The organism is Methylobacterium litchii (assembly GCF_038442315.1).
In the GTDB taxonomy this organism is placed as follows: Bacteria; Pseudomonadota; Alphaproteobacteria; order Rhizobiales; family Beijerinckiaceae; genus Methylobacterium; species Methylobacterium litchii.
Window position 1 is genome coordinate 259,519 of sequence record NZ_JBBXMY010000002.1, and the last position, 13,468, is coordinate 272,986.

11 protein-coding genes are annotated in these 13,468 nt (G+C 68.6%); 6 read left to right on the top strand and 5 right to left on the bottom strand.

The window, feature by feature from the left end; translation table 11 throughout:
• Positions 1-289: 289 nt before the first annotated feature.
• A complete protein-coding gene (locus AAHF99_RS06365) occupies positions 290-577 on the bottom strand; it encodes a hypothetical protein (protein WP_342163233.1) in 288 nt (95 codons plus the stop codon).
• 96 nt (positions 578-673) lie between these two features.
• Entirely contained in the window at positions 674-1,837 is a 1,164-nt protein-coding gene (gene rnd / locus AAHF99_RS06370) for a ribonuclease D (RefSeq protein WP_342163234.1), read from the bottom strand.
• Positions 1,838-2,069: 232 nt separating this feature from the next.
• Here rnd and aspS point away from each other — a divergent pair, with 232 nt between their 5' ends.
• Genes aspS through AAHF99_RS06390 form a run of 4 tightly spaced genes read left to right on the top strand, consistent with a single transcriptional unit; the run spans position 2,070 to position 6,179 of the window.
• A complete protein-coding gene (gene aspS, locus AAHF99_RS06375) occupies positions 2,070-3,914 on the top strand; it encodes an aspartate--tRNA ligase (protein ID WP_342163235.1) in 1,845 nt (614 codons plus the stop codon).
• Between the two features lie 29 nt (positions 3,915-3,943).
• Positions 3,944-4,813: a glycosyltransferase family 2 protein gene (locus tag AAHF99_RS06380; protein WP_342163236.1), complete on the top strand. Its 870-nt coding sequence runs from the start codon at positions 3,944-3,946 to the stop codon at positions 4,811-4,813.
• Positions 4,810-5,889 carry an acyltransferase family protein gene (locus tag AAHF99_RS06385; RefSeq protein WP_342163237.1) on the top strand — a complete coding sequence of 360 codons (1,080 nt, stop codon included), beginning with the start codon at positions 4,810-4,812 and terminating at the stop codon, positions 5,887-5,889. Before AAHF99_RS06380 ends, AAHF99_RS06385 begins: the two co-directional genes overlap by 4 nt.
• Complete coding sequence (locus AAHF99_RS06390) at positions 5,886-6,179, top strand: hypothetical protein (protein WP_342163238.1); 294 nt, start codon at positions 5,886-5,888, stop codon at positions 6,177-6,179. The genes AAHF99_RS06385 and AAHF99_RS06390 overlap by 4 nt, the downstream gene beginning before the upstream one ends.
• Position 6,180: 1 nt before the next feature.
• On the opposite strand, the gene AAHF99_RS06395 is transcribed toward AAHF99_RS06390, so the two are convergent.
• Positions 6,181-8,511 carry an NADP-dependent malic enzyme gene (locus AAHF99_RS06395; protein WP_342163239.1) on the bottom strand — a complete coding sequence of 777 codons (2,331 nt, stop codon included), beginning with the start codon at positions 8,509-8,511 and terminating at the stop codon, positions 6,181-6,183.
• Between the two features lie 72 nt (positions 8,512-8,583).
• Between AAHF99_RS06395 and AAHF99_RS06400 the strand changes: the two genes are divergently transcribed.
• Both AAHF99_RS06400 and AAHF99_RS06405 read left to right on the top strand, forming a co-directional pair.
• Complete coding sequence (locus tag AAHF99_RS06400) at positions 8,584-9,252, top strand: CatB-related O-acetyltransferase (protein WP_342163450.1); 669 nt, start codon at positions 8,584-8,586, stop codon at positions 9,250-9,252.
• Complete coding sequence (locus tag AAHF99_RS06405; RefSeq protein WP_342163240.1) at positions 9,249-9,497, top strand: DUF3297 family protein; 249 nt, start codon at positions 9,249-9,251, stop codon at positions 9,495-9,497. The genes AAHF99_RS06400 and AAHF99_RS06405 overlap by 4 nt, the downstream gene beginning before the upstream one ends.
• Positions 9,498-9,504: 7 nt before the next feature.
• Here AAHF99_RS06405 and ppx read toward each other — a convergent pair whose 3' ends face one another.
• Both ppx and AAHF99_RS06415 read right to left on the bottom strand, forming a co-directional pair.
• Positions 9,505-11,046 carry an exopolyphosphatase gene (gene ppx / locus AAHF99_RS06410; RefSeq protein ID WP_412759842.1) on the bottom strand — a complete coding sequence of 514 codons (1,542 nt, stop codon included), beginning with the start codon at positions 11,044-11,046 and terminating at the stop codon, positions 9,505-9,507.
• Positions 11,047-11,057: 11 nt separating this feature from the next.
• The gene (locus tag AAHF99_RS06415) at positions 11,058-13,451 is read right to left on the bottom strand and encodes an RNA degradosome polyphosphate kinase (protein ID WP_342163241.1); all 2,394 of its coding nucleotides are present in this window, start codon (positions 13,449-13,451) and stop codon (positions 11,058-11,060) included.
• Positions 13,452-13,468 lie beyond the last annotated feature (17 nt).

Below are 13,468 nucleotides of genomic sequence, written 5' to 3' on the forward strand. Positions count from 1 at the left end.
GTCGGAGCCGGCGAGATTTCACGGAAAGTGGAAAAGTCTCTTGTTCCGGCGCGGCATAATGGAAAGTCAGTAAAGCTTGGCCGCGATAAGGGGCATCAGCGGTACGAGTATCGCAGTGCGGGAGCGCCGAGAGAGCCGGTCGAACGCGCCTCCGCAGAATGCCGCGATCGGATCGTGGGGATTGCGCCGTCCTGCCGCATGATCCACCCGTCCGAACCGGGAAAATTCGGCAAAGCGTAGGCGTTCGCGACGAGCCGACGCGGCATGCGAACCGTTAGCAATTTGAGAATCAGAGTTCGGGGACCGGGCCGGTCGACTCGAACTCGGCGACGTCGCCGACGAGGTCGGTGATCGATATGGCGAAGCTGCGTCCGCTCTTCACGCGCAGCTGCGCATCGGGTTCCAGCCAGATCGGCCGTAGGCCGACATGGCGGCCGGTCAACGTGCCGTGAGCCATCTGGCCGTCAGGGCGCGTCTCAAGGACGATCCGGTAACGCACGCGAACGGACTCGCAGCCCTCTGCGATGACGACGCCGCGACCGGTATGAATGTTCGGACCGTCCTCGGGCTCGGACATACGCAAAGCAGGGTGAGGAAAAAGTGGCAATCCCATTGCCACTTAATCCCGGCGAGGCGTTCTGTCACCGGCTCCCCGTGAGGATCCTGGGATCTGTCAGCCAACGGGTACGTCGAGCTCGTGGACGACGATGCGGTTGCCGCGCGCCGAGAGGGCGAGCCGCCCGTGCTTGAGCGCCAGCGCCTTCTCTCCGAACAACGACCGCCGCCAGCCCTGCAGCACGGGCACTTCGGCCTCGTCGTCGTCCGCGAGAGCTTCGAGATCGTCCACCGTGGCGATGATCTTGGGCGCGACGCCCTCCGCCTCACACACCGCCTTCAGGAGGACCTTCAGTAATTCGACCAGGGCCCCGTTGCCGCCGGAGCGGCGGATGCGCTCAGGCATGGCGATGGCGGTCGGGTCGCTCGCGAGGCCGCGCTCGACGGCGGACAGGATGTCGGCGCCGGTACGCGAGCGCTCGAAGCCGGCCGGGATCGTGCGCAGGCGTCCCAGCGCCTCGACGCTGCGCGGCGCGGCCGAGGCCACGTCGATCACCGCCTCGTCCTTCAGCACGCGCCCGCGCGGGACGTTGCGCGACTGCGCCTCCCGCTCCCGCCACGCGGCGACTTCCATCAGCACGGCGATCTCGCGGGGCTTGCGCATCCGCCCGGCGAGGCGGCGCCAAGCCTGTTGGGGATCGGCCTGATAGGTCTCCGGCGAGGTGAGAACCCCCATCTCCTCATCGAGCCACGCGCCCCGGTCGGTGCGGAGCAGTTCGGCCACCAGCGCCTCGTAGATCTTCACGAGGTGCGTCACGTCCGAGAGGGCATAGGCAAGCTGCGCCTCGGAAAGCGGGCGCCGCGACCAGTCCGTGAAACGCGAGGACTTGTCGATCTTGGCCTTGGCCACGTCGTTGACCAACTGCTCGTAGGAGACCGAATCGCCGTAGCCGCAGACCATCGCCGCGACCTGCGTGTCGAAGAACGGATGCGGCAGGGTCCGCCCCAGCATCCAGACGATCTCCAGATCCTGCCGGGCGGAGTGGAACACCTTCACCACCCCTTCGTCGGACATCAGATCCACGAAGGGTTGCAAGTCGATGCCCGGCGCCAGGGGATCCACCAGGACGCCGCTGCCGTCCGGCGCGGCCATCTGGATGAGACACAACTTGGGATAGTAGGTCGTCTCCCGCATGAACTCGGTATCGACGGTCACGAAAGGCTGCGCGGCCAGCCGCGTGCAGACGTCGCGCAGTTCGGCGGTGTCGGTGATCAGATCCATGACTCGGCTATACGCAAGCCTCAACGGGTTGGGGAGGCGGCTTGAGGCTCCCCGCTCTATTTCGCCGGGGCTTGTAGCATTTTCCGCGCGTTACCGGGCTGCGTCGGTCAACGGAGCCGGCGCCCTCCCTACAAGGCGGTGGCGGGCAGGCACGGAGGCGGCCATCCGACGTCGCGCTTGACTTGAAGGCACTCGCGTGAATGGTGCCGGCCTCCCCAGAGAAGAAACCGCCATGCACCGTTACCGTACCCACACCTGCGGGGCATTGCGCCCGTCCGAAGTCGGGCAGACCGTCCGCCTCTCCGGCTGGTGCCATCGCGTCCGCGATCACGGCGGCGTGCTGTTCGTGGACCTGCGCGACCATTACGGCGTGACGCAGTGCGTGGTGGATTCGGATTCGAAGGCCTTCCCCGCCGCCGAGGCCGTTCGTTCGGAATGGGTGGTCCGCATCGACGGCCGGGTGCGCACCCGCCCCGCCGGCACCGAGAACGCGGAACTGCCGACCGGCGCGGTCGAGGTCTACATCGATGAGCTCGAAGTGCTCGGCCCGGCGGGCGAGCTGCCGCTGCCGGTCTTCGGCGATGTCGAGTACCCGGAGGAGACGCGCCTCAAGTACCGCTTCCTCGACCTGCGCCGGGAGAAGCTGCACGCCAACATCATGAAGCGCGGCGCGATCATCGACTCGCTCCGCCGCCGGATGCGCGAGGGCGGGTTCTTCGAGTTCCAGACGCCGATCCTGACGGCTTCCTCGCCGGAAGGCGCACGCGACTACCTCGTGCCGTCGCGCGTCCACCCCGGCAAGTTCTATGCGCTCCCGCAGGCGCCTCAGCAGTTCAAGCAGCTGACGATGATCGCGGGCTTCGACCGCTACTTCCAGATCGCGCCCTGCTTCCGCGACGAGGATGCCCGCGCCGACCGCTCGCCGGGCGAGTTCTACCAACTCGATATCGAGATGAGCTTCGTCACGCAGGAGGACGTGTTCCAGGCCGTCGAGCCTGTGCTGCGCGGCGTGTTCGAGGAGTTCGCCGAGGGCAAGCGCGTCACCAAGTCGTTCCCGCGCATCACCTATGCCGACGCGATGCTCAAGTACGGCGTCGATAAGCCGGACCTGCGCAATCCCCTCCTCATCGCCGACGTGACCAACGAGTTCGCCCGCGACGACGTGGAGTTCAAGGCGTTCAAGGGCGCGATCAAGGCGGGCGGCGTCGTCCGTGCGATCCCCGCGCCGGGCGCCGGCGGCCAGCCGCGCTCGTTCTTCGACAAGCTCAACGAATGGGCCCGCTCCGAAGGTGCGCCGGGCCTCGGCTACGTCGTGTTCGAGGACGAGGGCGGCACGCTCGTGGGCAAGGGCCCGATCGCCAAGTTCATCCCGGCGCCGGTCCAGGCGATCATCGCCGAGAAGGCTCAGGTGAAGGCGGGCGACGCGGTGTTCTTCTCGGCCGGCGTCGAGGCCAAGGCCGCCGGGCTCGCCGGCAAGGCGCGCATCCGCATTGGCGACGAGCTGAACCTGTCCGACAAGGATCAGTATGCCTTCTGCTGGATCACCGACTTCCCGATGTACGAGTGGAACGAGGAAGACAAGAAGGTCGACTTCTCCCACAATCCGTTCTCGATGCCCAACATCGAGCGGGAGGACTTCCTGAAGTTCGACGTCGAGAAGCTCGCCGCCGATGGCGAGACTGGCGAACTCACCAAGACGATCCTCGACATCAAGGCGTTCCAGTACGACATCGTCTGCAACGGCGTGGAACTGTCCTCCGGCGCCATCCGGAACCATCGCCCCGACGTGATGGAGAAGGCCTTCGCCATCGCCGGCTACGGCAAGGACGTGCTGGAGGCCAAGTTCGGCGGCATGCTGAACGCGCTCCGCCTTGGCGCCCCGCCGCACGGCGGCATCGCGCCGGGTGTGGACCGCATCGTCATGCTTCTCTGCAACGAGCCGAATATCCGCGAGGTCGTGCTGTTCCCGATGAACCAGCGCGCCGAGGATCTGATGATGGGCGCCCCCTCCGAGGCGACGGCGAAGCAGCTCCGCGAGCTGCACATCCGCCTGAACCTGCCGGAGAAGAAGGCCTGACGTCTCCAACGGCGCTGTGAGTGGCCGCGATGGCGGATCTCGTCGCCATCGTCGTCGCCCATGACAGTGCCGACGCCCTCCCCGCCTGCCTCGCGGCGCTGGCGCGGGAGGGTGTCTCGGCCATCGTCGTGGACAATGCGAGCCGGGACGGCTCCGTCGCGGTGGCGAAGGCCGCCGGCGCCCGCGTGGTGCGCAACGCGCGCAACGAAGGCTACGGCCGGGCCAACAATATCGGCGTCAGGTCGGCCGAGGGCGCCGCTCACGTCATGATCATCAACCCTGACGTGGAGTTGAAGCCGGGTGCAGCTTCGGCGCTGCTCGCCGCCGCGCGGGACTGGCCCGACGCCGGGCTCCTCGCCCCCCGCATCGTGGAGCCGGACGGGCGCTTCTTCTACCAGCCGCGCTCACTCCTCGCCCCGTATCTCACGAACCCGCAAGGTCGCCGCGACCTGCCCGAGGGCGATGCTTGCGCGCCGTTCCTGTCGGGCGCCTGCTTCATGGTGAGGCGCGACCTGTTCCTGGAGCTCGGCGGCTTCGACGAGGCGATCTTCCTTTTCTACGAGGACGACGACCTGTGCCGCCGGGTGGCCGACTCAGGCCGGGCGCTCGTCCATGTCCATGGGGCGGTCGCGCTCCACGGGCGGGGGCGATCCTCGGCGCCTGAGCCGGGCCGCGTGTTCCGGTCACGCTGGCATCAGGCTTGGTCGCGGGCCTATGTGAGCCGCAAATACGGCCTGCCGGATCCGAGCCTTAATACGATGATCGTCAATCTGCCCAAGGCCGCCCTCTCGGCTCTGGTCTTCCGTCGGGCCGGATTCGAGCGCTACGGAGGCTCGGTGGCCGGCGCCTATGCGGCGTGGCGGGGCCGTGGCGCCCTGGCCCGGGAGGGCCTGTCGTGAGCGCCGCGCCGACCATCGCGGAGTCGCTGGCCCGTAAGCCCAACGGGTTCACCGGACTGCGCCTGATCCTGGCGCTCGCCGTCGTCGTGTCTCACGCGTACAGCGTCGCCACCGGCATCGGTGCCGACGAGCCTCTGGCCAAGGCCACCGGCTATACCCTCGGCGAGCATGCGGTGAACGGCTTCTTCGCCGTCTCCGGGTTCCTCGTGACCATGAGTTGCGACCGGCGCGGCCTGCGCGACTACGCCCTGGCGCGGACCCTGCGCATCCTGCCGGGACTGATCGCGGCGACGCTCGTCGTCTCCCTCGTTCTCGGCACGGCGATGACGCGCCTGCCGGCCGGCGAGTACTTGCGCGATCCGGGGCTGTGGTCCTTCGTGCGCAACACCCTCGTCAGCTTCAAGAGCAACGCCGCCCTGCCGGGCGTGTTCGAGGGCAACCCCTACCGCTCGCCCCTCGGCACGGTCTGGACCCTCAAGTACGAGGTGCTCTGCTACTGCGGCGTGTTTTTCGCCGGCCTGAGCGGGTTGCTGCGACGCCGCTGGGTCGCGACGCTGCTCTGCTTCGGCCTCGCCCTCGCCCTGTCCGTGGAAGTTGCCTTGCACGGCGACGCGCTGGCGAAGGGTGTCGAGACGGCGTTCCGCCTGCCGATGATCTTCGCGGCCGGGGCCTGCCTCTATCTCTGGCGGGACACGCTGCGCCTCGCCGCCCCGGCGATGCTGTGCCTGAGCGTCGCCCTGTTCGTGCTGGCGCGGACGCCCGTCTATCCGGCCCTGCTGTTTCTCGGGAGCGCCTACGCCGCGATCTGGCTGGCACTGGGGCCGCTGGCCTTCCGGCTTTTCGACCCGCCGGCCGACTTCTCTTACGGGATCTACCTCTACGGCTGGCCGGTGCAGCAGACCCTGCACGCTCTCTGGCCGGCGCAGACCGGGCTCGCGCTGCTGCTGCCGTCGCTCCTTGTCACGGTGCCGGTGGCGGCCCTCTCCTGGTACGCCGTCGAGCGCCCTGCCCTCGCCCTGAAGGCCCGCGCACTAGGCCGCCGAAGCCTCGGCACCATTGAGCCTGCGGGGCCGTGAGCGCGGTCCTGCCCCCGCTCGCCGCCCTCGACCTCGCCGCCCGGCTGCTGTCGGCCGAGGGGTTCGTGGTCGCCGCGCGGAACGAGCGCGGCGACAGCTTTTATCTGCAAAGGCCCGGATGCCCCTGGCATCTGCGGCTGTCGAACCATTCCCGCACGGCCAAGCAGCGCAAGCGGCGCACCGATATCCTGACAAGCCTCGTCATCGACGGCCCGCACTCGGCCGATCAGGTCGCCGCCCTGGTGCGGGGGGCGCAGCGCGACTTCGCAGCCGCGCTGGCCCGTCGCTAGGTCAGTCCGAGCTCATCGCGGCGCCGCCCTCGCCGCCTTCACGCGGCGTCTCATCGACCGACTGAGCTTCCACCACCGCCGCCGCCGTGACGTTGACGATGCCGCGCGCCGTCACCGACGGCGTGAGGATGTGGGCAGGCTTGGCCGGGCCGATCAGCAGCGGGCCGACCGGCAGGGCATCGGCCAGCACCTTGGCGAACTGGAACGCGATGTTGGCCGCGTCGAGGTTCGGGAACACCAGCACGTTGGCCGCGCCCTTGAGCCGCGAGCCCGGCAGGACCCGGTCACGCACCGTTTCGGACAGGGCCGAATCCGCCTGCATCTCGCCATCGACCTGCAGGCTCGGGTCGCGCTCCTCGATCAGCGCCAGCGCTTCGCGCATCTTCATCGCCGAGGCCGAATCGGACTGGCCGAAATCGGAATGGCTGAGCAGCGCGATCTTTGGCGTGATGCCGAAGCGGGCCACATGGCCGGCGCTCGCCATGGCGATCTCCGCGATCTCCTCCGCGGTCGGGTTCTGGCGGACATGGGTGTCCGTCAGGAAGTACGGACCCTCGTTGGTGATGATCAGGCTCATCGCCGCGAGCTGCTTGATGCCCGGCTGCAGGCCGATCACGTCGCGGATGATCCGCAGGCGCGTCTCGAACCGGCCTTCGAGACCGCAGATCAGGGCGTCGGCCTCGCCCCGGCGCACGGCGACGGCGCCGATGATCGTGCTGTTGGTGCGCACCAGCGTGCGGGCGGCGTCGGGGGTGATGCCCTTGCGGCCGGCGATGTCCAGATAGGTCTGGACGAAGGAGCGGTAGCGGGGATCGTCCTCGGGATCGATCAGCTCGAAGTCGCGCCCGAGCTTGATCGACAGGCCGAAGCGCTTCAGCCGCGTCTCCACCACCCGCGGGCGGCCGACGAGGATCGGCAGGGCGACCCTGTCCTCCACGATGGCCTGCACGGCGCGCAGCACGCGCTCGTCCTCGCCCTCGGCGTAGATCACCCGCTTCGGGTTCTCCTTCGCCTTGGAGAAGAGCGGCTTCATGATGAGGCCGGAGCGGTGGACGAACCGGTCCAGGCTGTCGGTGTAGGCTTGGATGTCCTCCAGTGGGCGCCCCGCGACGCCCGAATCCATCGCCGCCTGCGCGACGGCGGGGGCGATGCGCAGGATCAGGCGCGGATCGAACGGGCTCGGGATCAGCGATTTCGGGCCGAAGGGCCGGACTTCGCCGCCATAGGCGCGGGCCACCACGTCGGAGGTGGTCTCATGCGCGAGGCCGGCGATGGCCTTCACGGCGGCCTTCTTCATCTCCTCGTTGATCTTGTGCGCGCCGACATCGAGGGCGCCCCGGAAGATGTAGGGGAAGCAGAGGACGTTGTTGACCTGGTTCGGGAAGTCCGACCGGCCGGTGCAGATCATCGCGTCCGGCCGCTCCTTCTCGGCGAGATCGGGCATGATCTCCGGGTAGGGGTTGGCGAGCGCCATAATGAGCGGCTTCTCGGCCATCTCGCGCAGGTATTCCGGCTTGAGCACGCCGCCCGCCGAGAGGCCGATGAACACGTCGGCGCCGGGGATCACCTCCGCGAGGGTCCGCTTCTCGGTCTCCTGCGCGTAGATGTCCTTCCAGCGGTCCATCAGTTCCGGGCGGCCCTTGTAGACCACGCCCTTGATGTCCGTGACCGTGATGTTCTCGACCCGGGCGCCCAGCGACACGAGCAGATTCAGGCAAGCGAGCGCCGCCGCGCCCGCGCCCGAGGTCACGATGCGGACGTCCTCAAGGCTCTTGCCGGCGAGTTCGAGCCCGTTCAGCACCGCTGCCGCGACGATGATTGCCGTGCCGTGCTGGTCGTCGTGGAAGACCGGGATGTTCATCCGCGCCCGGCATTGCTCCTCGACCTCGAAGCATTCTGGCGCCTTGATGTCTTCGAGGTTGATGCCGCCGAAGGTCGGCTCCAGGGCGCAGACGACGTCCACAAGCTTGGAGACGTCCTTCTGGTTCACCTCGATGTCGAACACGTCGATGCCGGCGAACTTCTTGAAGAGGACGGCCTTGCCCTCCATCACCGGCTTCGAGGCCAGCGGGCCGATATCGCCGAGGCCCAGCACGGCCGTGCCGTTCGAGAGCACCGCGACGAGGTTCTGGCGGATGGTGAGGGTCGCGGCCTCCTGCGGGTCGTCGTGGATCGCCATGCAGGCGGCGGCGACGCCGGGGGAATAGGCCAGCGCGAGGTCACGCTGGTTGCCCAGCGGCTTCGTCGCCTGGATCTCGAGCTTTCCGGGCTGCGGCAGCCGATGGTAGACGAGCGCCCCTGTCTTGAGGTCCTCGGACATGTTGTCGGCCATCAATAGCCCTCCTGCTCGCCCTACGCCGTGCCGGCCCCGCCGGCCGGGCGGGAACGTGCGCTGATGGGTCTGTTGCAACGCCTGCGCAGGGGGCGCAACCCGCTGAACGAAACCCGGCTGCACCTCGCCCGAATGGCGGGGCGCTACGGATTCTCCATCGGTGCCTATTCCTACGGCAAGCCCAAGGTCCGCTTCCCTGAAAGCGGCCGGAAGCTGACGATTGGCCGCTATTGTTCCATCGCCGACCGGGTGGAGATCCTTCTGGGGGGCGATCACCGCCTCGATTGGGCGTCCACCTATCCTTTTGCCGCGATGCGGGGGCACTTCGCGGACGCACACGCGCCTGAGGATTATCACGCCTCGCGTGGCGACGTGGTGATCGGCCACGACGTCTGGCTCGGCTCCGGCTGCATGATCCTGTCGGGCGTCACGGTGGGGCACGGGGCGGTAGTCGCGGCCCGCGCCGTCGTGACCCGCGACGTGCCCCCCTACGCGGTGGTGGCCGGCAACCCGGCGCGCGTGGTCCGCCACCGTTTCCCGGCGGAGGTGGCCGAGGCGCTGGTGGCGTCGGCCTGGTGGGACAGGCCGAAGGACGAGGTGAGTCGCCTCGTGCCGCTGCTGCAGAGCACGGACATCGCCGCCCTGCTCGCCGCGTTGCGCGGGCCGGTGGAATCCCGTAACGGCGGGGCCGCGCCCGCACCCCGCGCGGCGCATGAGATGGAAGCCGGACCAAGGCGATGAGCGAGACGCCCCCCGACCGCCTGGCGGCGAACCCGAACAGCCCCTTCTACGACGAGGCGCTTCTCGAGCGCGGCATCGGCGTGCGCTTCAACGGCGCCGAGAAGAACAACGTGGAAGAGTATTGCGTCAGCGAGGGCTGGGTGCGCCTCTCCGCCGGCAAGACGCTGGACCGCGCGGGCAACCCGATGACCGTGAAACTGAAGGGCAAGGTCGAGCCCTACTTCCGCGAGGCGGCGGAAGGCTGAACCGCGCTCAGCCCACCACGACCCGCCCGTCGCACCCGATGAGGCGGGCGAGGCCCCGAACGCGGTTGAGCAGGCGGTCTCCGCCGAGATCCTTCCATTCGGCCGGGAGGCGCAGGGTCACGCGGCCCTCCTCGACCCCCAGCGGCGCCCGAGGCAGGGCGCCGTCCATCCCCGCCGAGACCGGGAAGGCGACCCGCAGCAGCGCGCCGAGCAGGCGAGCCCGGTCGAACAGGCGCGGCCCGGCCAGCGCCCGCAGGACCTGATTGGCCTTCTCCGGCCCGACGCCGGTATGGCGCAGGGACACCGCGAGGCTGAGATAGGCCCGGCCGGGATGGTCCACGCCCACGAAGGCGGCGTTCTGGATCACCGCGATGGATTGCTCGCCCCGGTAATCCGGGTGCGCCCGCCAGCCGACATCGGCCAGGAGACACGCGGCGTGGCGCAGACGGCGCTCGTCGGCCGTCTCCGGCCCGTCGAGATCGGCTACGAACCGGTCCGTCCAGGCGATCAGTTCCTCGCCATGGCCCGGCGCCCGCGCCCGCAGGGCGTTGAACTCCGACGCCGAGGCAAGGAGCGGATCGACCAGCCGCGTGTCGCGGTCGAGCTGCTCGAACAGCAGCCCCTCACGCACGCCGGAGGCCGAGATCGCCACGGCGCGCGGTCGCCCGACGCGGATGATCTCTTCGAGGACCAGCGCGCCATAGGCCAGGAGCGGACGCCGCGCCTCGGACACCGACTCGACGTCCTGCAATTGCGAGGCGTCGGTCTGCTCCACGATCTGCAGGAAGCTCAGCTCGTCCGTGGGATCGACGGTGTAGCCGTGCATCACGTGGACGGGATAGCCGCGCGAGGCCTGATGCAACCGGGCGATGGCCCGCCACGTGCCGCCGACCGCGTAGAAGGTCCGTCCCCTCAGGATCTCCAGTTGCGGCGCCGCCTTGCGCATATGCTCGCGGACGAGCTTGCCGGCCTTCTTGATCGAGCCGCCGGAAAGGTCCTGCAAGGTGAGGCCGCCGAGGGGCATCGTCACGCCCTGGCCGACCACCGTGCCGCGCACGTCCACCAATTCGAGGGAGCCGCCGCCCATGTCGCCGACGACGCCGTCCGGCGCGTGGAAGCCCGAGACGACGCCGAGCGCCGAGAGTTCGGCCTCACGGCGGCCCGAGAGGAGGCGGATTTCCTCGCCGCACGCCTCCTCGGCGGCACGCAGAAAATCCGGCCCGTTCTGCGCGTCGCGGGCGGCGGCGGTCGCCAGCACGAACACCTGCGACACCCGCATCGTCCTGCACAGGACGCGAAAACGGCTCAGCGCAGCCAGCGCCCGCGCCACCGCCTCGTCGTTCAGCCGGCCCGTGGTGAACACATTCCGGCCGAGGCCGCACAACACCTTCTCGTTGTACATCGGGGTCGGCGCCCGGCCGAGCCCGTCATAGGCGACGAGCCTCACCGAATTGGAGCCGATATCGATGATGGCGACCGGACGGTTCCGGTCACGGACGGCCCCCTGAGCAAACTCGGCAGGGGCGAGGATGGCGCTGGGACTTGCCAAGCGGTGCGGTCCTAGTCGTTCTGCGTGACGCGGGCCCGGCGGCTGAGCGCCCGCGGGCTCGACTTCTTCGAGGATTTCCCGCGCCCCGACAGACTCGGGTTGGTCATGAAGTATTTGTGCGCGTTGAAGGGTTCCTCACCGTCCGACGGTTGGATCCGCTCGCAGCCACCCGAGGCCAGTACACGCCAGCTTTGCCTGTTGTCGAGGAGGTTAGCCAGCATGATCTGGTCCAGCACCTGCTGGTGCACCGTCGGGTTGGTGATCGGCAGCAGGGCCTCCACGCGGCGGTCGAGGTTGCGGCTCATCAGATCCGCCGACGAGATGTAGACGATGGCCTTCGGGTGCGGCAGCCCCACGCCGTTGCCGAAGGCGTAGATGCGCCCGTGCTCCAGGAAGCGCCCGACGATGGACTTGACCCGGATCGTCTCCGACAGGCCGGGAATGCCCGGCCGCAGGCAGCAGATGCCGCGCACCACGCAATCGATCTGCACCCCGGCCGCCGAAGCGTCGTAGAGCGCGTCGATGATCTGCTGATCCACGAGGGAGTTGCACTTGATCCAGATCGCCGCCGGGCGCCCGGCCTTGGCGTGCGCGACCTCCGCCTCGATGTGTTCAAGCAGGCGATTCTTGAGGGTGAGCGGCGAGACGCCCATTCGCTCCAGTTCGGCGGGTTCGGCATAACCGGTGATGAAGTTGAAGATCCGGCTCACATCCCGGGCGATGGCCGGGTCGGCGGTGAAGAACGACAGGTCGGTGTAAACCCGGGCCGTGATCGGGTGATAATTGCCCGTTCCGACATGGCAGTAGGTGACGAGGCGGTCGCCCTCCCGGCGGACCACCATCGACAGCTTGGCGTGGGTCTTCAACTCGACGAAGCCGAACACGACCTGCGCGCCCGCCTTCTCGAGGTTGCGCGCCCAACGGATGTTCGCCTCCTCATCGAAGCGGGCCTTCAACTCAACAAGGGCCGTCACCGACTTGCCGAGTTCGGCCGCCTCGGCCAGCGCCGCGACGATGGGGGAGTTCGAGGAGGTGCGGTAGAGCGTCTGCTTGATCGCGACGACGTTCGGGTCCCGCGCCGCCTGGGCGAGGAACTGCACCACCGAATCGAACGACTCGTAGGGGTGGTGGACGATGAAGTCCTTCTGCCGGATCGCGGCGAAGACATCGCCGCCGCTCTCGCGGATCCGCTCCGGGAAGCGCGGCGTGTAGGGCTTGAACTTCAGGTCCGGCCGGTCGATCCCGACGATCTGCGAGAGTTCGTTGAGGGCAAGCATCCCGTCCACGAGGAAGACGGCGTCGGACGAGATTTCCAACTCGTCCACGACGAAGTTGCGCAACTCCTCCGACATGCCCGCTTCGACCTCGATGCGGATCACCACGCCCCGGCGGCGCTGCTTGAGGGCCGATTCGAAGTGCAGGACGAGGTCTTCCGCCTCTTCCTCGATTTCGAGGTCGGAATCGCGCACCACCCGGAACGCCCCCTGCCCCTTCACGAGGTAGCCGGGGAAGAGCCGGCCGGTGAACATCACGATCACCTGCTCGATGGCGATGAAGCGAGCCTGGGAATCGCCCTCCGAGGCCGGCAGCCGCACGAACCGGTCGAGCAGGCCCGGCATGCGGATCAGCGCCCGCAGCACCCGCCCGTCGCGGGGGCGCACCAGCATCAGCGCGAGCGTCGTGCCGAGGTTCGGGATGAACGGGAACGGGTGCGCCGGATCGATGGCAAGCGGCGTCAGCACCGGGAAGACGTAGGTGAGAAAGTACTCTTCCAGCCACGCCGACTGATCGCCCGTCAGGTCGGCGGGCTCCACGAGGTCAATCTCGGCATCGTGGAGCATCGCGCGCAATTCGCGCCAGCGCGTCTGCTGGTCGGCGGCGAGGCTCGAAACCTCGGCGCCGATCCGCGACAATTGCTCGGACGGGCTCAACCCGTCCTGCGAGGGCATGGTGATCCCCGCCCGCACCTGATCGTGCAGGCCGGCGACGCGCACCATGAAGAACTCGTCCAGATTGTTGGCCGAGATCGACAAGAAGCGAAGCTGTTCCAGCAGCGGATGATTGGTGTTCGACGCCTCTTCCAGCACCCGCCGGTTGAACTGCAGCCAGGAGAGCTCGCGGTTGACGAACCGCTCCGGCGCATGGCGCAGGCTGCGCCCGGCTTCGACCACGGGATCGCGCGCGGGGCCGGTGACGGGGGCGGCGGGCTCAGGCGTTGCCGGGGAGGTGGGCCATTCCTCGTTGGCGTCGGACTCCGGCGTCGAGCCCTTCGCGGGTGGGGTGCCCATGGTGCGGCGGGGCGCAGCCGGGCGCCGTGCGGCCGGAGGCCGGGCCGCCGGAGCGGCCGATCCTTCCGCCTGATCCCCTTTATCCTTGCGGTCGAGGGGCTTGGGCGTCGATTCCATCGGCTGGTCCCGCTTTC

Bases quoted from the DNA above. Each gene is read 5' to 3' on its own strand.
- AAHF99_RS06365 (WP_342163233.1), bottom strand. From the start codon at position 577: ATGTCCGAGCCCGAGGACGGTCCGAACATTCATACCGGTCGCGGCGTC.
- rnd (WP_342163234.1), bottom strand. From the start codon at position 1,837: ATGGATCTGATCACCGACACCGCCGAACTGCGCGACGTCTGCACGCGG.
- aspS (WP_342163235.1), top strand. From the start codon at position 2,070: ATGCACCGTTACCGTACCCACACCTGCGGGGCATTGCGCCCGTCCGAA.
- AAHF99_RS06380 (WP_342163236.1), top strand. From the start codon at position 3,944: ATGGCGGATCTCGTCGCCATCGTCGTCGCCCATGACAGTGCCGACGCC.
- AAHF99_RS06395 (WP_342163239.1), bottom strand. From the start codon at position 8,511: ATGGCCGACAACATGTCCGAGGACCTCAAGACAGGGGCGCTCGTCTAC.
- AAHF99_RS06405 (WP_342163240.1), top strand. From the start codon at position 9,249: ATGAGCGAGACGCCCCCCGACCGCCTGGCGGCGAACCCGAACAGCCCC.
- AAHF99_RS06415 (WP_342163241.1), bottom strand. From the start codon at position 13,451: ATGGAATCGACGCCCAAGCCCCTCGACCGCAAGGATAAAGGGGATCAG.